Source organism: Bradyrhizobium sp. USDA 4504 (genome assembly GCF_054063995.1).
In genome coordinates this window covers 2,217,319-2,238,843 of the sequence record NZ_JBSSGV010000001.1, presented here as the reverse complement: position 1 = coordinate 2,238,843, position 21,525 = coordinate 2,217,319, and the positions used below count along the sequence as shown (strand labels likewise).

Annotated in this window: 22 protein-coding genes; 4 read left to right on the top strand and 18 right to left on the bottom strand. The window is 60.4% G+C overall.

From position 1 onward, the window contains the following. Nucleotides 1-2: 2 nt before the first annotated feature. Nucleotides 3-1,019, bottom strand: coding sequence for an ABC transporter permease (locus tag ACVMB1_RS09875; protein ID WP_200844477.1), 1,017 nt, complete (start codon nt 1,017-1,019; stop codon nt 3-5). 298 nt (nt 1,020-1,317) lie between these two features. Continuing rightward, nucleotides 1,318-1,893 carry a cupin domain-containing protein gene (locus ACVMB1_RS09870; RefSeq protein WP_143270795.1) on the bottom strand — a complete coding sequence of 192 codons (576 nt, stop codon included), beginning with the start codon at nt 1,891-1,893 and terminating at the stop codon, nt 1,318-1,320. 588 nt (nt 1,894-2,481) lie between these two features. Here ACVMB1_RS09870 and ACVMB1_RS09865 point away from each other — a divergent pair. Then, entirely contained in the window at nt 2,482-3,282 is an 801-nt protein-coding gene (locus ACVMB1_RS09865; protein ID WP_083714955.1) for a Crp/Fnr family transcriptional regulator, read from the top strand. A gap of 52 nt (nt 3,283-3,334) precedes the next feature. Here ACVMB1_RS09865 and ACVMB1_RS09860 read toward each other — a convergent pair whose 3' ends face one another. From ACVMB1_RS09860 to ACVMB1_RS09835, 6 genes are read right to left on the bottom strand one after another with little or no spacing between them, the layout of a single operon-like run. Further along, entirely contained in the window at nt 3,335-4,036 is a 702-nt protein-coding gene (locus ACVMB1_RS09860; protein ID WP_310884773.1) for a branched-chain amino acid ABC transporter ATP-binding protein, read from the bottom strand. Continuing rightward, complete coding sequence (locus ACVMB1_RS09855; protein ID WP_253638081.1) at nt 4,029-4,763, bottom strand: ABC transporter ATP-binding protein; 735 nt, start codon at nt 4,761-4,763, stop codon at nt 4,029-4,031. The genes ACVMB1_RS09860 and ACVMB1_RS09855 overlap by 8 nt, the downstream gene beginning before the upstream one ends. Continuing rightward, nucleotides 4,750-5,844, bottom strand: a complete 1,095-nt coding sequence (locus ACVMB1_RS09850; protein WP_244558755.1) for a branched-chain amino acid ABC transporter permease — start codon at nt 5,842-5,844, stop codon at nt 4,750-4,752. Before ACVMB1_RS09850 ends, ACVMB1_RS09855 begins: the two co-directional genes overlap by 14 nt. A gap of 7 nt (nt 5,845-5,851) precedes the next feature. After that, on the bottom strand, nt 5,852-7,072 hold the full coding sequence (locus ACVMB1_RS09845) for a substrate-binding protein (protein ID WP_076826670.1): 1,221 nt from the start codon (nt 7,070-7,072) through the stop codon (nt 5,852-5,854). Between the two features lie 5 nt (nt 7,073-7,077). Then, nucleotides 7,078-7,935: a branched-chain amino acid ABC transporter permease gene (locus ACVMB1_RS09840; RefSeq protein WP_076826668.1), complete on the bottom strand. Its 858-nt coding sequence runs from the start codon at nt 7,933-7,935 to the stop codon at nt 7,078-7,080. Between the two features lie 40 nt (nt 7,936-7,975). Then, nucleotides 7,976-9,364: an amidase gene (locus tag ACVMB1_RS09835; protein ID WP_076826666.1), complete on the bottom strand. Its 1,389-nt coding sequence runs from the start codon at nt 9,362-9,364 to the stop codon at nt 7,976-7,978. Nucleotides 9,365-9,778: 414 nt separating this feature from the next. On the opposite strand from ACVMB1_RS09835, the gene ACVMB1_RS09830 reads away from it, so the two are divergent. Beyond that, on the top strand, nt 9,779-10,504 hold the full coding sequence (locus ACVMB1_RS09830) for a helix-turn-helix transcriptional regulator (protein ID WP_076826756.1): 726 nt from the start codon (nt 9,779-9,781) through the stop codon (nt 10,502-10,504). A 63-nt stretch (nt 10,505-10,567) separates the two neighbouring features. On the opposite strand, the gene ACVMB1_RS09825 is transcribed toward ACVMB1_RS09830, so the two are convergent. Next, nucleotides 10,568-11,743: an alpha/beta hydrolase gene (locus ACVMB1_RS09825; protein WP_141339939.1), complete on the bottom strand. Its 1,176-nt coding sequence runs from the start codon at nt 11,741-11,743 to the stop codon at nt 10,568-10,570. Nucleotides 11,744-12,123: 380 nt separating this feature from the next. On the opposite strand from ACVMB1_RS09825, the gene ACVMB1_RS09820 reads away from it, so the two are divergent. Further along, nucleotides 12,124-13,695, top strand: coding sequence for a UxaA family hydrolase (locus tag ACVMB1_RS09820; RefSeq protein WP_083714954.1), 1,572 nt, complete (start codon nt 12,124-12,126; stop codon nt 13,693-13,695). A 140-nt stretch (nt 13,696-13,835) separates the two neighbouring features. Here the strand turns inward: ACVMB1_RS09820 and ACVMB1_RS09815 are convergent, their stop codons facing one another. The 5 genes from ACVMB1_RS09815 to ACVMB1_RS09795 all read right to left on the bottom strand — a co-directional run bounded on the left by ACVMB1_RS09815 (nt 13,836) and on the right by ACVMB1_RS09795 (nt 17,640). Next, entirely contained in the window at nt 13,836-14,009 is a 174-nt protein-coding gene (locus ACVMB1_RS09815; protein ID WP_253641372.1) for a hypothetical protein, read from the bottom strand. Nucleotides 14,010-14,043: 34 nt separating this feature from the next. Next, nucleotides 14,044-14,631 (bottom strand): DUF6946 family protein, encoded by a 588-nt coding sequence (locus tag ACVMB1_RS09810; RefSeq protein WP_141339940.1) that lies wholly within the window; start codon nt 14,629-14,631, stop codon nt 14,044-14,046. 260 nt (nt 14,632-14,891) lie between these two features. Beyond that, nucleotides 14,892-16,256, bottom strand: coding sequence for an amidase (locus tag ACVMB1_RS09805; protein WP_076826660.1), 1,365 nt, complete (start codon nt 16,254-16,256; stop codon nt 14,892-14,894). Then, nucleotides 16,243-16,635, bottom strand: a complete 393-nt coding sequence (locus ACVMB1_RS09800) for a tautomerase family protein (RefSeq protein WP_076826658.1) — start codon at nt 16,633-16,635, stop codon at nt 16,243-16,245. The genes ACVMB1_RS09805 and ACVMB1_RS09800 overlap by 14 nt, the downstream gene beginning before the upstream one ends. A 93-nt stretch (nt 16,636-16,728) precedes the next feature. Continuing rightward, nucleotides 16,729-17,640, bottom strand: coding sequence for a nitrilase family protein (locus ACVMB1_RS09795; RefSeq protein ID WP_076826657.1), 912 nt, complete (start codon nt 17,638-17,640; stop codon nt 16,729-16,731). A 103-nt stretch (nt 17,641-17,743) separates the two neighbouring features. Here ACVMB1_RS09795 and ACVMB1_RS09790 point away from each other — a divergent pair, with 103 nt between their 5' ends. Next, nucleotides 17,744-18,235 (top strand): winged helix-turn-helix transcriptional regulator, encoded by a 492-nt coding sequence (locus tag ACVMB1_RS09790; RefSeq protein WP_083714952.1) that lies wholly within the window; start codon nt 17,744-17,746, stop codon nt 18,233-18,235. Between the two features lie 45 nt (nt 18,236-18,280). On the opposite strand, the gene ACVMB1_RS09785 is transcribed toward ACVMB1_RS09790, so the two are convergent. Genes ACVMB1_RS09785 through ACVMB1_RS09770 form a run of 4 tightly spaced genes read right to left on the bottom strand, consistent with a single transcriptional unit; the run spans nt 18,281 to nt 21,524 of the window. Continuing rightward, the gene (locus ACVMB1_RS09785; protein WP_076826653.1) at nt 18,281-18,880 is read right to left on the bottom strand and encodes an ANTAR domain-containing response regulator; all 600 of its coding nucleotides are present in this window, start codon (nt 18,878-18,880) and stop codon (nt 18,281-18,283) included. Between the two features lie 9 nt (nt 18,881-18,889). Next, on the bottom strand, nt 18,890-20,017 hold the full coding sequence (locus tag ACVMB1_RS09780; RefSeq protein ID WP_210254775.1) for a transporter substrate-binding domain-containing protein: 1,128 nt from the start codon (nt 20,015-20,017) through the stop codon (nt 18,890-18,892). Next, nucleotides 20,014-21,363, bottom strand: a complete 1,350-nt coding sequence (locus ACVMB1_RS09775) for an amidase (RefSeq protein ID WP_076826651.1) — start codon at nt 21,361-21,363, stop codon at nt 20,014-20,016. The genes ACVMB1_RS09780 and ACVMB1_RS09775 overlap by 4 nt, the downstream gene beginning before the upstream one ends. Next, complete coding sequence (locus ACVMB1_RS09770; RefSeq protein WP_158074175.1) at nt 21,360-21,524, bottom strand: hypothetical protein; 165 nt, start codon at nt 21,522-21,524, stop codon at nt 21,360-21,362. The genes ACVMB1_RS09775 and ACVMB1_RS09770 overlap by 4 nt, the downstream gene beginning before the upstream one ends. Nucleotide 21,525: the final 1 nt, after the last annotated feature.

The following is a 21,525-nucleotide window of genomic DNA, read 5'->3' as shown; positions in this document are numbered from 1 at the left end:
GCTCAGCCCTCGTACCGGACGCGGGGATCGACCAGCATCGCGAAGATGTCGACAGCGAGATTGAGCAGAACGTAGAGCACCGCCATCATCAGGACGAAGCCCTGCACTGCGGCGTAGTCGGAGGCGATTACGGCCGATACCGCATAGGCGCCGACGCCCTGCCAACCGAACACCTGTTCGATCAGGACGTTGGAGCCAAGCAGGAACGAGAACACCATGCCGAGAACGCTGCTCACGGGTAGCAGCACGTTGCGGAATGCGTAGGTCATCAGGATCTTGCGGACCGGCAGTCCGCTGGCGCGCGCGGTGCGGATGAAATCGCTGCCCAGCGCCTCCAGCATCGCTGCCCGCGTGATGCGCGCGATCGGCGCCAGCGCGAACAGGCCGAGCGATATCGCGGGCAGGATCAATTGGGACAATGCCGCGCGGAGCACCGGCCAGTCACCCGCAATGAGGGCGTCGACGGTGTAGGCTCCGGTGACGTGCGGCGGCGGCGAAAAGGTAATCTCGTTTAGGCGGCCGAGCGGCTGCGGCGCCCAGCCGAGCAGGAAATAGAAGATATATACGAACAGCAGACCGACGAAGAACGTCGGAAAGGCTGCACTCACGGTGACGAGCCCGCGGCAGGCATGATCGACCCCACCGTTGATGCGGGTCGCAGCCCACACGCCCATCGGGATGGCGATGCTGATCGCGAACAGCAGCGCGAAGGACGATAATTCGAGCGACGCCGGCAGCCTTTCGATCAGATCGGTCAACACCGGCTGGCCGGTCGTGAGCGAGCGGCCGAGGTTGCCATGCGCGAGGTCAATCACATAGTGCAGGAACTGCACCGGAAGCGGGCGATCGAGTCCAAGTGTAGCGCGGATGTTCTCGATCGATGCGGCGTTCGCGGCGGGCCCAGCGAAGAAGGCCGCAGGGTCGCCGGGCAGCGCGTGCGAGATGAAGAACGTGAGAACAACAACTCCGATCAGGCTCGGGATGGTGCCCAGCAAACGTTTCCAAACGAAAGCCATCAGCGGTTCGCCTGCCGTTACTCACCGAAGCGACGGCATCGCTGCCGGAGCGCATCAACGTGATCGGGCCCCGTCAACGTCAGACGCAGCCGGGGGCAATCGACATGCATCACAGTCATGCAAAAGGTTAAGCAAGCGCTATGCCAGCTCGGTCATTCCGGTGATCGAGCCGGCAAGTTCTCGAATTGGAGGTTTTTGGGATGCAACGCCGTCGCGCTCGCGCCGAAAAAGAAGCGATGTTGAGCCATCGCTGCTTCAGTTTTCGCCACATGCATCTAATTCATGCACTGGCGCGATCGCCTCAGTGGACCTGCGGCGTGTTGACCCAGACGATCCGCGCTTCGTCCGGCCCGACATTGCGATAACTGTTGGTCAAATAAGCCTTGAAGAAGAAGGAGTCGCCGGCCGTCATCAGATATGTGGTGTCGTCGACGGTGAGTTCGATGGTTCCTGACACGAGGTAGCCGACGGCTTCGCCCTGATGGGTGATGAGGTCGACCTTCTCGCCGCCCGGGGCGACCACATGAATGTTGCCCTCGAGCAAATTGCCCGCGGCGATCGGCACCAATCGCTCATAGGTCACACCGGTGCCGCCGCGCAGTGCGTCCACCAGCACCTTGAGCCGGTCCTCAGGCTTCTGCACCAGCTTGTAGTCGTCGATCTTTAGGCCAAAAAACGAGGCCATGTCTCGGTCGAGCGCGTGGACCATCTTGTCGAGCATGGGCAGCGACGGCATGACCTTGCCGGCCTCGATCTTGGAAATCATGCTCTCGTCACATCCGACGACCTGCGCCAGGTCTCTCATGCGCAGCCCCTTGGACAACCGGGCACGCCGGAGGCGCGGTCCAATATTCAAGGCATTGTTTTCGGACGTCACGTTACGTTCCCAGCAATGCAAGCGGGCTAATACTATGCATATAAATCACATGATTTACCAGCATGTCGTGGCAAATCCAGAGCAAATTTGGGGAAGCCGCCCTCTCGCCCGCTTAAAGGCCGCCTTCCCGAAAACGAGAGTTTGTTAGGATTTATGCCCCGCGGGACTTCGGGTCTCGCCAGCATCGATGCATGGCCTCGGGTGTACCGGCCGTAAGGTCGAACTCCCGCGCGGCAAGGCCTGAAAGCACGTGCGTGGGAACGTCCATCTCATGGACGATTGATTGAGGCTCACTGCGAATAGTTTCTAGTAGAGAACCGGTCGAGCGAAGGCACCGCCGTTTTCTGCGTTAGACGACCGCGCCAGAATGCCTGCTACTGTCCGTTGCCGACCTGACTCTGAGCGCCACAACGTCTTCTTTGAGAATCGTAGCCCCAGCGACACTCTTGCGATAGCGTCGAAGCGTCACTTCCCGCTCCACACCGTTCGTAGATGCGCTACCATTTTTGGGAACAGCGTCGCTTTGCTCTCGTACAGAGAAGTAGCGCGTTGTAGGACTGCGAACCGCATACAACAGTTCATCGACCAATGCCCTCGACCATGCAATGGCTTTACAGGTTGCGGTCACGCAGGGCAGCGCTAACCGCAAACATAGCGCTGAGCCGGGTATCGCGCATGAAACGAGCGAGTAACATCGTGAGACCGACAGATCGGTGCGAATGGGTCGCCGTGCCCGGCGTACGCAATGACCTGTTACGGTGGCTACCTGAAACCGTGAGACGCAGTTTTCGTGACCAGTCTGCCATTCGAAATATTCCGGCTGGTCAGGTCATTTTCCAGTATGGCGATGAACGTAGGGAGATGTACCGGGTCCTCCGTGGGACCGTCCGAATATCCACGATGCGGGTCGATGGTCTCGAGATGGTCTACGCTTTGCTTGGTCCAGGAGAGTGTTTGGGCGCCAGTAGCCTGATCGACGGAGACCGCATGCCGCAAACCGCTGAGGCGCTTGACGACGTCCGACTTCAGGTCTTAAGTTCCGCGGCATTTTCCAAGCTTCGCGAGAGGCATCGCGTCTTCGACGACGCTTTGCTCAGACTGCTGTCGAGCCGCCTGCGGATGCTGAGCGCCCATATGGCAAATGCTGTACTTGCTGATCCACCGAACCGGGTTGCCTTACGCCTGCTTGAGGTCGCGCATGTCGCGCCGGACGGCGGACTGCATGTTTCAATAACGCAGGCAGCACTTGCACTTCTAACTGGAGCGTCCCGTCAAACAGTTAACAAGGTCCTGAAACAATTGGAGCGCAAGGGCCTCATTCGTTTGACCTACCGTCGCATTGAGCTAAGGAATATCGACAAGCTGAAGCGGATGGCGGAAATCATCTGAGTTTCGCTTCCATTCGCTGCTCCTAGCACGACTCGTCTGGCTCAAGTTTCAGTCATGGCGCCAGATATCGCAGCAATTCCGGATCGCTCCGCACCTTCCCCGCCTCGCCCTGCAGCGCGACGCGGCCGCGGTCCAGCACATAGGCGTAGTCGGCGACGCGCAGCGCGAGATCGAGATGCTGCTCGACGATCACGACCGAGATGCTCTTGGCGAGGTCGATCAGCCGCTCGGTGATCTCCTCGATCACGCCGATCCAGACGCCTTCGGTCGGCTCGTCCAGCAGCAGCAGCTTTGGATTGCCGAGCATGGCGCGGCCGATCGCCAGCATCTTGCGCTCGCCGCCGGACAGCGTGCCGGCCGGCTGGTCGAGCCGCTGGCCGAGTTTCGGAAAGATGGCCAGCACGCGATCGACGGCGCTGGCATCGGAATTGAACAGCGAGCCGACGGCGAGGTTGTCGCGCACCGACAGGCGGGCGAACACCGAATGCTCCTGCGGCACATAGCCGATGCCGGAGCGCACCCGCTCCTCGGTGCGGCGGCGGGTGATGTCGCGGCCGTCGAAGAACAACTCGCCCTGCGAGCTTGCGAGCTCGCCGACGATGGTCTTCATCAGCGTGGTCTTGCCGGCGCCGTTGCGGCCGAGCACGGCGACGCCGCCGCGCCAGGGAATGCCGATGTTGACATCGAACAGGACCTGGCTGCGGCCATAACCGGCGTCGAGATGCCTTATATCGAGGAAGGTTTGCTCAGGCACGGCGAAGATAGATCTCCTGGACGCTTTTGTTGGCCTGGATTTCCGCGACCGTTCCCGAGGCCAGCACCTTGCCCTGGTCGAGCACGGTGAGGCGGTCGCAGATGTCGCGGATGAAATCGAGGTCGTGTTCGACGATGACGAGCGAGCAATGCTGCTTGATCGGCTGCAACAGCTCGCCGGTGACGCGGCGCTCTTCGAGGCTCATGCCGCCGGTCGGCTCGTCCAGCAGCAACAGCCGCGGCTTGCCGGCGAGCGCCATCGCGATCTCGAGCCATTGCTGCTGGCCGTGCGACAGCGCCGCGGCGGCGTCATGCGCGCGATCGGCGAGCCGGAACTGGGTCAGCATCGTCATCACCTGGTCGTGCAGCTTCTTGCGGGTGCGCGAGAACACCAGGTCGAACAGCGAGCAGTGTGCCTGCAGCGCCAGCAGGATGTTGTCGTACAGCGTCAGCGTCGGCAGCACCGAGGTGATCTGGAACTTCAGGCTCATGCCGGCGCGCGCGCGCTCGGTCGGCGTGAACGCGGTGATGTCGGTGTTGACGAAGGAGACCTTGCCCGTGGTCGGCACCTCGGCGCCGGCGACGCATTTCATCAGCGTGCTCTTGCCCGAGCCGTTGGGGCCGATCAGGCCGTGGAACTCGTTCTCGCCGACGGTCAGCGCCGCACCGTCGAGCGCGGTCAGCTTGCCGAACACTTTGCTTATGCCTTGCGCCTCAAGGAGCGGCATTGCCGGTCTCCTTCGGGGCTTTGCCGAAACTGCCGACCCGCTCGCGCTCGCCGAGCACGAAGGAGATCAGCCCGAGCGGGCGGAACATGATGACGAGCAGCAGCAGCACGCCGAGGATGATCGGCCAGACGTCGCGATAATTATCCGACAGCCAGAAGCTGACGCCCTCGATGATCACGGTGCCGATCACGGCGCCGATCAACGTGCCGGAGCCGCCGAACAGGACGTAGAGCACGACCTGGGTCGAGAACACGACGCCCAGCATGTTGGGCCAGACGAAGCCCTCGTGGAAGGCATAGAGGCTGCCGGCAAGACCGGCGATGGTGCCGCCGACTGCAAAGATGATCGCCTTCAGATGCTGCGCCTTGTAGCCGAAGAAGGCGATGCGCTGCTCGTTCTCGCGCAGGCCGGCGAGCGCGAGGCCGAATTGCGAGCGGACCAGGAAGCGGCAGAGCAGATAGACGACCACGAGGATGCCGAGCACCATGTAGTAGTAGATCGGCCCCTCCTCGAACTCGTAGCTGCCGAGGGTGAGCGGCGGGATCGACGGGATGCCGTTCTGGCCGCCGAGATAGTACCAGCCGCGCGCCAGCCGGTCCGCGGCATAGGAGCCGGTGAGGGTGCCGAGCGAGACGAAGATCACGCTCGAGGGATAACGCCCGAGCAGCAGGAAGCCGCCGAGCAGCAGCGACGCGGTGAGCCCGATCAGCGTTCCGGCAGGCAGGATCAGGAGGATCGAGGTGACGTTGAGATCGCGCGCCAAGAGCGCCACGCCGTAGCCGGCGGCGCCGAAGAACAGCGCCTGGCCGAAGCTCATGATGCCGGCATAGCCCCACACGAGGTCGAACGACAGGGCGAACAACGCGAGGATCACCACGCGGGTGGCGAACACCGTCAGATAGTCCTGCAGCACCCATGGCAGGACCAGTGCGATCAGCAGCACCAGCCCTTCCACGATCGGCAGGACCTTCCATCCTGCCGATACCCGTCCCGCCGGCGCGCTTGCGGCCGGTGTACCCTTGCCCGTCACGACATCCGGTCCCTCGCCGATGCGTGCGACGGCCTCTCTTGCTGCACCCATCGACTGCTCAGCACTCCTTTGGGTCGACGAGACCATTGCTGCACCCGACGATTTCGTAGTTTCCTCCCTTGGCGACCGCGATGTACATGTTCATCTTGCAGTGACGCTTGCCCGGCACCATCTCGGCGGGCCCGCCGGGACCTTCGGCAATCCTGGCATGGTCGAGGGTGGCCGCAACCGACTCGCGATCGACCTTGCCGGCTTCCTTGACCGCCGCCTCCCACAGCTTGAGGCCGCGCCAGGTTCCGGTCGCAGCACTTCCGGCGGCGAACAGGATCTTGCCGGGAAAGCTCCTGTCGTAAGTCGCCTGGATCTTCGCGCTCACGGGATCGCTCGCGGTGACCGCCCTGAAATAGTCAAGGCAGCTGGCCATACCTTCGATCTCGTGGGGCTGACTTATATTCAAGAGGTTCTCATCAGCCCAGACGCAGGCAAGGCGACCTCCGTTCTTCAAAAACCCGGCTTCACTGAGTTGCTTGAATAATGGGCCAACTCCGGGCGGAATGATCGTGTTGAACACGACGTCGACCTTGTTGGAAATGATACGATTGACAGTCGCACTGAAGTCCACTTGATCGAGCGGGTAATATTCGTCGAACACGACTTCGCCGCCATGGGCTTCGATCAACCTTCGGGCGTAGACGTTAATCGTATGCGGATAGATATAGTTGGATCCGGGCAGCGCGAATTTCTTTCCGCCGTTTTTGATCAGCCACGGGATCAGATCGTCGCATTGCTGCGCGGGGGTGGGTCCAGTGCAGAACAGGTAGGGCGTGCACTCCCTGCCCTCGTAAAGCTCTGGATAGATGTAGAGCGTCTTGCCGCGCGCTACGATCGGATCCTTGATCGCGTTACGCATCGAACTCGTGACGCCCCCAAGGACGAGGTCAACCTTATCCCGCTGAATCAGCTTTCTCACGTTTCCGACTGCGATCGATTCGTTCGATGCTGTATCCTCGAAATAGAGTTCAATCGGACGCCCCAGGAGACCTCCGTTGTCGTTAATCTCCTTGATCACCATCTTTGCAACATTGGCGTCGGCCACGCCAGCGAACGCGATCGGTCCTGTTAGATCGGTGGCGATACCAACCTTGATGGGCCCTTCCACAGCGTTCGCCCAATCGGGCCGGACCACCCAGCTTCCGACGCCGGTCGCGATCGCTCCGGTCGCGAAGGCGAAATTGCTCATGAAGCGGCGCCGCGTCAGGTTCGTGCGTTCAATCGACATGGTGATTAGACCCCTTTCCCTGCAATGAGGCCTTGCGGCCGGAACTTGATGAACACAATCGCGAGCACGAAGACGAGGACGTCGGCGACGACGGGCGACATGACCCATGGCAGCGCGGCGCTGAGCGTGCCGATGACGCCGGCGCCGGCGACCGGGCCGATGAAGGATCCGACCCCGCCGACCATCACGGCAACGAAACCCTGGATCAGGAAACGGATGCCGAGATCGGCAAACAGGCTGAACACTGGCACGATCAGCGCGCCGGCAAGCCCGGCCAGCGCCGCGCCGAACGCAAACGTCGCGCCGTAGATCAGGGGCGTCGAGATACCCGAGGCGCGCGCCAGTCCCGGGTTCTCCAGCGTGGCGCGCACGCGCAATCCGAACGAGGTGCGTGCCAGCAGAAGATAGCAGGCGCCCATCACCAGCAGCGTGATCACGATGATGGTGAAGCGCCAGGCCGAGATGTGGATGGCACCAACGTCGATCGAGCCACCGACCGGCTCCGGCACCGTCAGATAGAAACCGCCGATCAGGCCGCGTACGCTTTCGCGGATGATCAGGCCGAGCGCATAGGTACCGAGCATCGCCACGATCGGCGCCGCATAGAAGCGCCGGATGATGAGCGCTTCCAGCACGAAGCCGAACGCGCCGACCACGACGGGCGCCGCAACCATGCCGGCCCAGATAGGCGCCCCGTGGGCGTAAGCCAGATAGGTGACGTAGGCTCCGAGCAGCACGAACTCGCCCTGCGCGAAGTTGAAGATGCCCATCATGCTGGCGATGATGCCGAGCCCCAGCACGAAAAGGACGATGATCGCGCCGAAGCTCGCGATCTCGAACACCGCAACGAACGTACTAGCCATGTGTGGCGATCCAACTCACCCGCTGAAACCTGTCAGGTCACTACGGAAAGTGCCTCGAGTGTCTCGAATGCCAGTCGGTTGCTCGTTGGAACGCTGCACCAGCCTGTAGAACGGCGGCCTCATCAAAGTGCGCTCCGATGAGCTGAATTGCCATCGGTGCACCCCGGTCGTCGAAGCCCCCGGGTAGAGTCAGGGTTGGACTTCCCGTGCTGTCAAAGACACAGGTGAAGCGGAGCAGATCCTCAAGGGGAGAGATCTGAAGAATGTCGGCGGTGGCGGCGGTGGTCGGGGTCGGCCAGATGGTCACGGGGACGAGAATGACGTCGAGGTTACTGAACTTGGCGCGAAGACGGCTCGAAAATTCCAGACGCGCATGCTGCGCGGACGCGAGATCCATTGCCGTGCTGCTCCGTCCCAGATCGATAAGTGCCGATAGCGCTGATCCGTAACTCTCGGATTTCGACGGATATGTCGCCGCATGCGTTAACGCTGTCTCGGACGAACACAGAATCGGCCAGGTCGACGCAGCGTTCCGCCATTCGGGGAATGAAATTTCTTCAACGATCGCGCCAAGGTCCTCGAAAACCTTTGCCGCTGCCTGCCACACCGCCACGATGCCAGGGTCGACGCCTTCGGTCGCGTAGACACGCGGCAGTCCGATCCGCATCCCCGCAACGCTCCGCAAGGCTGCCGCCTGGTAATCTTCTACTGAATCGTGCACAGCGGTCGGATCGGCAGGATCCGCGCCGGCGATGGCTCCGAGCATGATCGCACAATCGACAGCCGACCGCGTCATTGGCCCGACGTGATCAAGGGAAGCAGCCAGTTCGAAGACGCCGTGGCGGCTGACACGCCCCCACGTTGGCTTGAGACCCGTCACGCCGTTGACCGCGCTGGGAAAACGGATCGAACCGCCGGTGTCAGAGCCGAGCGCACCGAAAGTCAGGCCGGCAGCCGTGGCGACGCCCGATCCGCTGGAGGACGCGCCTGCATATAGCTCGGCACCCCAGGGGTTTTTGGGCGCCGCGACGGTCGGATGATGTTCTGTCCACGCCTGCTCCGTCGTTTTCAGTTTTCCGAGCGAAATAGCACCCGCCGCCTCCAGCCGCCGCACCGCGGTCGCGCTGTAGGTCGGCTGAAAGCTCTTGTGTATCGCCGTACCTGCCGTTGTCAGGGCAAAATCCGTGTAGAAAATATCCTTGTAAGCCAGCGGAACACCGTGGAGAGGGCCACGCCACCGTCCAGATCCGATCTCGCGCTCCGCGCGGTCGGCCTGCTCCAGAGCGCGCTGCGCGGTTACCGTCACGTAGGACTCAAGCTGCGGATCAAGGGCATTGATCCGGTTGAGCATGTGTTTGACGAGTTCGACCGGAGAGATGGCTTTCGTCCTGAGCAAAATGGACAGCTCTGAAAGTGCTAGATAGTGCATCTGGTTCTCCGTATCCGGCCAACTAAATCTGTAGCGCTCAATAGCCGCCCCACCCCAAAAAGCTCGCGAAGAGCTTTTGGGAGCCATGTCGCCGTATCCATCCTGAGGGCCTCAGATCATCTCCCGGCAGGAGCGAGGACAGATCTACCCAGATCGAAGCAAGTACTTCGATTGACTGCCAATCGGCCCATGCTACCTTCGAGCGGATCGTCCCCCGGTCCTGTTTGCTGTTGAGCTTGTAGCGATCTGGAATTCGGGGCGGCATCGGCATTATTGCCGATGGTGGTTTGGCTACATGACCCTGCACCGGCGGGGGCCGTGTGAGGTCATTGTCCGCCGGCGAATTGGGTGTCAGCTGCCGAGCTGTACTTGGCGCGCACCTTGCATAAAATTTACACTGGGGAGGATTGGGGTATGACACCGCATATCCGGGACATCACGTCGAGCGAGCTGAAGCTCTTTGCTGACATCGTCCACCGCCTGGAACGGCTGAGTGCGCAGGATGACGTTCGGCGGGCCGCACTCAGTGACCTCGTCAAACTCCTTCGTGCTGACGGCGGCTGCTCTTGTGTCTGGCAGGAGACAAAGCAGCGATTCTGTGAATCGATCTACGTGGGCGCCCCGCCGGAAATCCGATCGCTCTACGATGATTGGTACCAGTTCAATGATCCCATAACCTCGCGTTTGCGAGCGGCGCGGCGCGCCACGATCGTCGATGAGGTCCTGGACCGGCGCGAGCTAATCAAGACCGAATTCTATAACGACTACCTGCAGCGCGATGCGCTCGAATGGGGCATCAATATCTACATGTTCGATCAACGGAATCGCGACTTGGGCGATTTCCGGATCTGGCGGCGGCGCGGAAAGACAAATTTCGACGAACGGGAAAAGGTGCTGCTGGACGTCCTGGAACCGTTCATCCGGTCCGCGTTGTTACGGGGACACACTCATAGCGACGGCCTGACCACCCGGGAACGTGAGATCACCGAACTGGTATCACGTGGGTGTACAGACCGTGACATTGCTCGCGTGTTAGGCATTAGTTTTGGCACCGTACGAACTCATATCAGCCGAGTGCTCGAGAAATTCGGCTGCGCAAATCGAGCGGAACTGGCTGCCAGTTTTACGAAAGCCCGGTGACCAGACCGCAGGTCATCACAAGCCATTATGTCCCAGCGCTTCCGAGCACTCAGAGGTGATGAGCTATCGGCGGTCTCGTCCGTTCCCAAACGTGTCGCGCAGAAATGCCTGTAGCAGGCCGCCGACCTCAGCCGGCCGTTCCTGCTGCACCCAGTGTCCAGCTCCGTCGATCAAGTGGCAGGCAGCCATTCTTGAACAGACCGTGGCCCGCATCGATTCATAGGCTCCGGGGTGTTGATAGATGCCCCAATCCTGCTTGCCAGCAACGAAGAGAGACGGGACGTCAATACTGCGACCCGACCAGATTTGCAGTTCGGAATTGAACCTGCTTGAGAGAGCACAGCGATACCACTGCAGACCCCCCTGAAAGCCAGTACGGGCAAACTCTGCACTGCAGAACGACAGATCGGTATCCGGGAGCCATTGGTTGGCGGCAACTGCAGCTGCTGACGGCATATGCTCTGCCACGGTAGCTGGCATATCCTTGTCCCGCTCCATGATGTAGTAAGTCGGCATGTTTGCGAGCTCGGCCGCCGACCACGACTTTAGCGGATATGGCGCCTCGCCTTTCCAATCAGCGCTCTTGTAGTGATAGTAAGCCCGCAAGAACGCATGCACTCCCTGCGGAGCATGGCGCATGTGTCTGTCAGCTTCCCGCGTCGTATAGTACCATTGATAGTGCTTCCGCGGCCGCGGCAAGGCCGCGAGTTCACGATGAACGAGGTCTTCCGGTGGAGAAACAGCAACTTTATTTACCGAATTGAACGGAAGCCGAGGCGCCCCGGCGAACGGCGCGCTCATCATGACCACGGACCGGAATACATCCGGTCGTATTAGCCCACACCAGGCGGCGACTGCGGAGCCGAAGTCGTGTCCGATGACGGCATCGACGGCATCGTAGCCAAACGCCGCAACAACGCCGATCGCATCGCGAACGAGGTTCGTTAGCCGAAAGGAAGCAAGATCGCCGTCGTAGTCTGGATCCCACCCGCTTGTACGCCCGTAGCCCCGTTGGTCAGGTGCAATCACATGATAACCGGCCTCGGCCAGGGGAATCATCAACTTGCGCCAGCAGAAGGCCAATTCGGGAAAGCCGTGCAACAGCAGCACGCAAGGCCTGTCAGGCAATTTGAATCCAGCTTCCAGGACGTGTACCCGCAGACCGTTGACGTTTTCCACGTACCGCGAACGGATTCCTGAAGCGAGCGGAATCTCAGGTAGTGAGCTTGTTATCGTCATGCATTCGGTCCTCACTGCTTTCGACGAGCCGCGCACACTCAGCAGCTCGACGACATTCCTGAATTCGCCGGCTCAAATGCCAGGAGCGAACCGTCGCTCCAATGCCCTGTCCTGGCCACGCTGCATGAGGAGAACCCGACGGCTCGAGCATTGGAGCCCCTCGTCGCTATCGATATCACAAGAGAACCGGATCGATTGTCGCCAAATTGACAGAGACGGATAGAGCGACCTGATAGCCTGGCGCCTCTATTAAAACGAAAGACTCAAACGCTTTCCTGCTGGCGACCGTTTGAGCTCGTTCGCTTCCTCCAGACAACGCCAGATGCTTCGCCGATCAAGCGTAAGCCTGCCGGCAACCCAACAATACAGGAACTGCGCGTATGAGCGACCATCCCGATTCAACCGCAACACAGAACGTTATTTCAGCGGCGCGAGCAACCGACAGACGGACGCAAAACGAAAAACCGTCAACGATCCTCCTGAACAGCTCCGACGATGTATTGATCGCGCTTCGCGCTATCGCCGTTGGTGAGACCGTGTCGGACGGGGTAGTCGCGATAGATCCGATTCCAGCCGGTCACAAGATTGCGCGACGTCGGATCGACGCGGGCACAGCTGTTCGCCGTTACAGCTCAGTAATCGGCGTAGCGTCGGCTACCATCGCTCAAGGCGAACACGTTCACGTCCACAATCTCGGCATGAGCGACTATTCCCAAGACAGCAATACTTTTGGCCAGGATGTTCGACCAACGCCTCTCGCGTCCGTGCAACGTACCTTCAATGGCTATGTCCGTGCAGATGGACGCGTAGCGACGCGCAACTATATCGGCGTATTGACCAGCGTGAACTGTTCGGCGACTGCCGCCCGCATGATCGCAGACCATTTCAAGGGCCGTCTTGCCAACTATCCGAATATCGACGGCGTCGTGGCGCTGACGCACAAGAGCGGATGCGGACTTGATGCCAGGATCGATGGCATCGAAGCGTTGCGACGATGTATCGCCGGCTACGCCGCTCACCCGAATTTCGCGAAAGTGCTCATGATCGGACTGGGCTGTGAGGTCAGCAATCTCGATGGCGTGCTGGGAGGGAGTGCGGGCGACGCGCTTGTTATTCAGCAATCTGGCGGGACCGCAGCCACGGTACGAGCGGGTATTGAACGTCTTGAGGCAAGCCTGGAGCGGGCGAACAACATTCAACGGACGCCGGTACCGGCAAGTGAATTGAAAGTTGCGCTTCAGTGCGGTGGATCAGACGGGTACTCCGGAATCAGCGCGAACGCCGCACTGGGAGCTGCTGTTGATCTGATCGTCGCTCACGGTGGAACTGCAATCCTGTCTGAAACGACAGAGTGCTATGGGGCCGAACATATCCTGACCCGGCGTGCTGTTCGGCGAGAAGTTGGAGAAAAGCTCGCTGCGCGCGTGAAGTGGTGGGACGAATTTGCTGCCAGTCACGGAATGGAGATCAACAATAACCCGTCCCCCGGCAACAAGGCCGGCGGCCTCACGAACATCATTGAAAAATCCCTTGGCGCAATGGCCAAGGGCGGCACCACCAATCTCGTGGAGGTCTACGACTATGCCGAGCGCGTGACGGAAAAGGGTCTGGTTTTCATGGACGCGCCGGCGTTCGACCCTGTCGGGGCGACAGCGCAGGTCGCGGGAGGAGCAAATGTCCTGTGCTTCACGACCGGGCGCGGATCAGCCTTCGGGTGTAAGCCGACTCCTTCGCTGAAGCTGGCGAGCAACACGCCGCTTTACCAGCGCATGCCCGACGACATGGACGTTAACTGCGGCACCATATTGGACGGAACGGAGACAATTGAAGAGGCCGGCACGAGGATATTCGATTTGATCCTGGCGACCGCCTCCGGACAAAAAACTGCCAGCGAACGGCTGGGCTACGGGGAAGAAGAGTTTTCGCCGTGGGACAAAGGTATAATGCTTTGAGACTGGTTCATTCATTGTGCTCCTCCGCTATCTTCACGCAGGTGGACGGCTTTGAAATGACCGCTGGCAGCTCTCCGCGGCTACTCGTCCCCAACAGGGTTGTTCAGCCGGGCGGCGGAAGGATGCCCACCTCGGGTTGCCTAGGTCCCGATCCGGTACACATTGTCGCCCGAGAAGCTGAACAATGAAGTCTCCTGCAATGCGCCTCGAACAGCAACTCCCATTGCAGGGTTTGCTTTAGGACGATCTGCAATCAGTCTGAAATGCTCCCTCGGCGCCATTTTCATCTCAACCAGATAGGTCTGGAGATCCATTGGACGCAGTCGCTTGTGGAGCAACGTCAAAGCATCAACATAGCATTCCGTCGATCGCAGCAGAAACCGGCGTTTCCGGCGAAGTGAATTTGAGGTATGCGAGCATCGGACACTTTTTCGTAGCGAAAGAAGCCGCAGCAGCGTATGCTGATGCTGCCCGATGCAGCATTTGATACTCGCAATCGGCGATTTCTTCGAGCGATTGCGGCGCGCACTCGAGCCTCATCAAGGCCAGCCACCCCTTAGGCACTTTCTCCCGGTTCGGTAAGTCGCCGCCCTTTGAAAGCCAGGTACCGACAGTATCGTAAGAAGGCTCGGTCCACTTAGACTCGATAGCAATGCATACGTCCTCGGAGATCGCCATGAGATCGGTGTGTGACGGCGCCCCTCGCCCCTTCGACTGATGATCGACCTTGAACTCAAAATGAAGGTCCACCGGCATCGACACCCGACAAGCACTCAGTACTTTGCGAAACGTGTTCCGTTCGTCTTTCACGAGCGCCAATAGCGGCACAGTTGATCGATACGGCGAGTTAAATTCGTCAACATTGTATGAATGAAGCAACGCGGCAAGATCATGCACTGGCGTTCGATCAAAATAGAGCCCTGCATCACTCGTCATGCAATATGATCCTCTCGATGAAAATCTATGAGGACCGGGTGACCGTTTCCGTTCTCTTGAGTCAGCTCCACTTCTCACCCGGCCAGGATAGTTTCATTATCGTTCTCCCGGCTGCCATGTCGACAGCCGATTGCCCGCCGGAACCCTGGTCTGCCGCAGCGCAACAGGATGGTCTCGCCGCAGCTGCTGGCAGATGGTTCGCCCGGACCGGGCATTTGGAACGCCCCAGGACTCCGACGGCGTGCACTCGCTCCCGGTGTTCACCTCCCTCTCCCGGTTTCGAGAGCACGAGCTATGGCCAGCAGTTTCCAGTCTTCGTCGCGTTGGCCGACCAACATCAAGCCGACCGGGGCACTTCCCGGCTCATGTATCGGGATGCTTATCGATGGGCGATCGAAGTAGTTGAACGGGGACGTGTTCCTGATGATCCGGGCCCGGACGCTGCCTTCGTCACGCATGCAAGTCGCAATTGACGGAGCGATGATCGGGACAGTCGGCATGATCAGGGCATCGAAGCCCGCGGTAAGGTGATCGAGCTCGTGTGACAATGGTTCTCGACGCATCAGGCAATCGGCGTATGCAGTCGCTGCGATCCGGTCCCCAGCCTCGATGCGCGCTCTCACGTTCGGGTCGTATTCGGCGCCCCTTCGGCCGATCAGATCGCGGTGCCAGGCCATCGACTCAACCGCCTGGATGGTTGCGTTCGGACTCAGGGTCTGGAACACGTCCAGCGTTGGCACATCGATCTCGAGGATTCTGGCGCCCGCACGGGACGCCGTGCTGCATGCACGCGCAAAGGCGCTTGCCACCTCTGGATCGAGCCCCTCCAGCATCCTTCCTTTCGGAATCGCGAACCGCAGACTGGTGAGATCGAAGCCGTCCGTCGGGCGCACCTCTTCGCCAGCAATGACACCGAAGACCAGCGCGCAGTCCTCGACCGACCGCGCCAGCGGGCCAACTGTGTCCAGGGTCGTCGACAACGGAATTGCACCGTCGCGGGGCACCCGACGTTGGGTAGGCTTGAAGCCAACTACTCCACAAAAGGCAGCAGGTACGCGGATAGATCCGACGGTATCGGATCCGATGGATGCAACCGCCATACGATCTGCGACCGAAACTGCTGCCCCCGAAGAGGATCCTCCGGGTGTACGGGAGCGATCCCAGGGATTGCCGGGCGTGCCAAAATGCGGGTTCAGCCCAACCGCCGAATAGGCAAACTGCGTCATATTCGTGCGCCCGATCAGGACAGCGCCCGCCGATTTGAGCCGGCTGATTACAGGAGCGTCGGATGCAGCTGGCGCCGTATCGTCCCGTGCCGGAGCGCCGGCCAGCGTCACCTCGCCCTTGACGTCGAACAGGTCCTTCACCGAGACCGGAAGTCCTGCGACCAGCGAACGAGTCTCACCGATCCTTTCCGGGGTGAAGGCAGCTGCGGCAAGCCGCGCCTCCCGATCCCAGACCTTGATGAATGTTCTGGCGCCCTCGCCCGCCGGGTCCTTGATGCGGTCGAGGCATTCTTCGACGAGGTCGATACTGCTGGCCTGTCCCGCGGACAGTCCGGCTGCCAGAGCCCGAATTTCGGACGCAGCAGATGACAGTCCGTTCAGTTGTTCAGTGTGCTTCATTGGCTGACCAGTCCTCGCTGAGCCCGCCAAGCAGCGGGTGGAACATTTCATCGCCGGAGTGCTGTGTGAACTCGACGTTCACCTGATCTATCCGCAGCTCCAGTATCTCTACGCAGGCATTGACGAGCGCGCGTGCCAGGCGTTCCCGCTGTTCGGGCGGGCGCCCCTTCCGGATGTCACACATCAACAGAGCTGCCTCGTACGGCTCTCCTTCAGTGCAACGCCAGACGCCGCCGTCATGGAGCTCGCGAACAGCCACCGAGATCCGCCGGATGTTTGCTTGCATGATGTCGGCGTAGATCTCGCCAAAGCGCCTGGCCAGGCGCTGTTTTTGCTCGGCCGGGTAACGCCCCGGAACGTCGATTTGCAGGTAGGGCATCTTTCACCTCTTCAGTGCTGGCAAAACGCCATTCATGCGAGCCGCGGGGCGCGCAACATGGTCTGGCCACGCGCCCCGGCGACCATCACATTGTTATCGGGGAAGCGCCGACGCCCCACGGAAGCCGAGCAACTGATCGTAGAGATCGGTACGGCGGTCTCTCACCAGGTCGTTCAACTTGTTCCAGATCGGTGCTGTCCGGGCCTCGACGACGTCGATATCGGCGTACAGGATCGTGTCCTCTTCAGGTCCGGCAATCCGGCCAATTGGCCAGCCATTGGTGCCTGCGATGAGGGAATTCCCCATAAAGCCGGCGCCGCGCTCGGTGCCGATCCGGTCGGCAGTTGCGATGAAGACGTTGTTTGCATGGGCTGCAGTCATGGTCAGGTACGCAGCCATGCAGGTACCGCTCGCATCGTAGAGCGGCGGCGGCGTCCACACCCAGCCGGTCGGGATGCAGATAATGTCGGCACCCAGCTGGCTAACAATACGCGCGGCTTCCGGAAACCAGATGTCCCAGCATACCAGGAGACCGATCCGGCCGATCCGCGTCTCAAATACCGGATAGCCCAGATTGCCTGGCGTGAAGAACAGCTTTTCCTCGTTCCAGAGATGAGTTTTTCGATACTTGCCGATGTAGCCGTCCGGCCCCACCAGAACAGCAGTATCGAACAGCTGGTGCCCTTCCAGCTCAGGCAGGCAGCCGACGATATAAACCTGATGCTGTTTGGCAAAAGCTTCCCAGCCGCGAATCGTCCGTCCCTCGGGCACCGGCTCGGCATGCGCGAACGCCTCCGCACGCGAGTCGAAGCAATAGCCCGTCGTCGCCAACTCAGGCAGCACGATCAGATTGGCCCCTTCCGAGACCGCCTGCTGAAGGCGCTTGCGAACAGCAGCCTCGTTCGTCTCCAGATTTTCCAGGCCGACCTGTGGGTTAAACTGGACCACCGCTACACGAGCGGCACTCTTGCGCTTGGTCGCGGCGCTGGCAGTTGCAGATGTCATATGTTGTTACTCCGATGGATTTGGTTCTATTATCGAACCACTTGCGCAAACGCTTGTCTAGTCCTATTTTAGTACCAGACGCAATTTCGAGTCTGGAGCGATCATGAAAAGAACGAGTCTCGGGGATGTGGAATGTCCGGTGGCCAGGGCTCTGGACGAAATCGGTGACTGGTGGTCCCTGCTGATCATCCGGGACGCTTTCGACGGGATCCGGCGGTTCACCGAATTCCAGAAGAGCCTTGGAATCTCGAAGGGGATTCTGACTGCCCGTCTCAAACATCTGGTCTCGATCGACGTTCTGGAAACGGCCCCGATCTCTGACGAAGGCGGCTACCAGGAGTACGTGCTGACAAGGAAGGGCCGCGACCTCTTTCTGGTAACTGTGAGCCTGCGGCAATGGGCCGAGGACCACTGCTTCGGAAAGGCGGAACGCCATTCGATCCTTACGGAGAAAGCGAGCGGGAAACGCGTCCCGAGGCTTTCTCTGCAGGGACGCGACGGCAAGGAGCTTGACGCATCCATGACCTTTGTCCGCAAGGCCGTTGACCTGGACGCACCGCGGAAAGTCGGCGCGCGCCGTGCTGCGCAGCGCTGACGAACCGGACCAAGAGCAGGAGCTGAGAATCGACCAGCGCCTAAATTAGATGTCGCTTGATGCGATGATCGCCTCTGCCACCGATGCGATCGTTGTGTTCGAGTTCATCGCCTTCTCCCGCAGCCGGCGATAGGCTTCTTCGTGCGGGATATTGCGCGTGGTAGTGAGTATCTCGACGGCCTTCTCGATCTTCCGCCTCGCTTTCAGGGTCTCATCCAGCGACTTGATGCGCTGCTTCAGGCGCGCCTCGTGACTGGCAAGACTGACCGCAGTGGTTAGTGCCGCCAGGATACCGAAGATCCGGATCGGCTTGGAGATTACGCCGTGGACATTCAGGCTATGAAGTTCACTGAGTATCTCCGGCGTCTCGTACGCGATGATGCCGATTCTTGCCACGGCATCGGACATGGTCATCCAGCCCGGGGTCTTCCCGTCGCGGCTCGGATTGACGAGGAACAGGACGACGTCGACGTAGGAAGGCAATGTCTCGGGCGCGGGCCAGACGCCCTCGACCTGGCACCCGATGCGCTTGATGTGCGCGAGAAACAGCGCGCGTTCCTCATCATCAGGATGAATGACGAGGACCCGCATCCGGCGCAAGCGCCGCAGCAGATCCTGGTCTTTAAGCGAAATGCGGTCGCTCATCCTCGAGCCTCACGCGACCAGGGAACGATCGTACGAAATCAGATAGGGATCTGGCCGAACAGCCCCTGCGCTCTTCCACACAATCTCGAAGCTGCCGTTCTCGGAAGCCCTGCCGATCATCGGTCGCATCAGGAAGTGGTTATTGTCGAGATCGATCACCTTGTCCCCCGCAGGCCCCCTGAATACAGCGCCGGACAGGATCGGAAGGATGGACTCGCTATCGGAGTCTCCGGCCTGCCTTACTGCATCTGCAAACATGTGGGCGAGCGCATAGCCGGCTTCTGTGTAGACACCCGGTACCTTGTCGAGGCCATATCGCTTTTGATAGGCGGCGACAAACTCCGGGTTCTGCGGCGTGTCCAGCGAGCCGAAATACGTCAATGCTGAAAGATGGCCGGCACGCGCCTCTGGCGACATGCTGCCCAGCTCCGATTCCGTTGTGGTGAGCGACGCGATCGGAACGTTGCGTCCTTGCCGGACCTTGTTGAAGGCCTCGTACAGGACGACGGTGTCTTCGCCGACGACGGTTGAAATGATCGCTTGCGGTTCCTTCGCAACGAGTTGTTCAAGGAACGGCTCAAAGCGTTCTCTTGTGGTCGCGAAAGGAAGGTAAACCTCCCCGACGACTTTTCCGCCACTCTCGGTGAGAAACTCCTTGACGATGCGGTTGATCTCGCGCGCGTACAGGGTATCGGATCCAATCAGGCCGACATCCTTCCCGAAACTGGCGAATAGATACTCCAGTAGCGGGACAATCACCTGGTTCGGAACGGCCCCTCCGTAAATCACATTGGGAGAATACTCGAAACCCTCATAGACAGATGGATAGAGCAACACGCCGTTATAGCGCTCGACGACGGGCACGACCTTCTTTCGGCTGGTCGACAGACAGCACCCCACAATTGCACGGACGCGCTGACGAAGCAGGAGATCAGTAGCCAATTCCTCATATCGCCGGTCATCGCCAGCCGGATTGGCAATTACCGGCTCGAGGGGCCGGCCATTGATACCGCCGCTAGCGTTGATCTCATCGCAGGCAATGAGAACGCCTTCAATATTCGCATTCTCCGTCACAGCCATCGGCCCGGTCTGCGAGAACAGGACGCCTAATTTGACCGTCGCTCCGTCCATCGTCATGCGTCCATGTTGATCCGTCGATCCACCCAGCGTGCAACGGCCAGAAGACGTTCGTCCTGACCATACCGTCCCATCAACATCATGCCGACGGGCAGTCCTTCGGGCGAACTTCCGCACGGGATCGAAATGCAGGGAAGCCCTGCCAGGTTTCCGATCCAGCAGAACCAGGTCATGCTATCCTGCGTCGTAACCCGCCGGCCGCCAAAGGTCTGCCAGTCATCCCCGATCTTCGGAGCAACGACCGGCAAGGTCGGAAGCACGAGCGCATCCCAGTCACCAAGACCGTTCAGCTGCGTGGTGAGTTGGCCACGAATTCGCTGGGCTTTCAACAGCTCGACGCCGGAGATCCGGGTTCCAGCCTCGAGATGTGCCCTGGTCAGGGCGGTGAACCCTGATGGATTTCGGGCAAGCAGCTCAGCGTGATATGAAGATGCTTCACAATGGAGGATCGCTTCCCACGCTGCGAAGTAGGACGAAACTCCCTCCAGCTCGCGATTGGTAACCTCGGCTCCCGAGCGCCTCAGCGCCGACAAAAAGCTTCCATCAACATCATCGGAGCGCTCCAGCCCCTCGCCAGCAAGATTGATCAGCCGAGGCCTGTCGAGGCGTCCGACAGGTCCGAACGCCAGAGACCGCAAGGTGGCAGGATCGTTGCCGTCCTCACCGCAGATGAACGGCATCAAGTGGATGATATCGTCGAGCGCTGCGGTGATCGGACCCGGGGCGTCGAGGGACCAACTGAGTGGAAGAACGCCATTGCGGGAGGCACGGCCATAGCTCGGCTTGAAGCCATAGATGCCACAGGCTCCGGACGGAATACGAATCGAGCCTCCGGTGTCGCTGCCGAGGGCAGCTGACACGATACCGGCCGCGACCGCGGCACCGGATCCGCCGCTGCTACCCCCGGTAATGTGATCAGGGTTGCGGGGATTGCGGGTGGCGCCAAAGCTGGAGGCCGAGTTTGTCGCTCCATACGCCCATTCATGCATGTTGGTCTTGGCAAAGATAACCGCCCCCGCCTTGCGGAGGTTTGCAACGATGGTGGCGTCCTGCCCCTGGCGCTCGAGCGGCAATGCATTGGAGCATGCGGTCGTCGGATAGTCTGCGGTCAGGTAGTTATCCTTGATGGCGATCGGCACCCCGTCGATCGGGCTCAGGGCCTTGCCTTGCCGCCGCCGCTCGTCCGCCGCCCTTGCCTGCCGCATGACAAGGTCGGGATCGAGGGCAACGAAAGCATTGAGTTTGGCATGGCGTGCCGCCCGATCAAGGGAGCCGGCGGCGAGTTCTGAAGACGAGTTGACGCCGGACGCAAGCGCCTCGATCTGCTGGGTAAGGGTCTGTATCACAGCTGCATAGTTTCCTGGATTCCGGGAGTGAAGTAGTGGGACGGTTCGGATCCAACCAGGCGATCCGCGCAGTCAAGGCCTTCGCGAATTCGCTTCAGCGTCGCAGCAACCTGCCCGAGCTGCTCCTCGCTCAACTCCGATGATTCAGGCTTCTTTTGCATG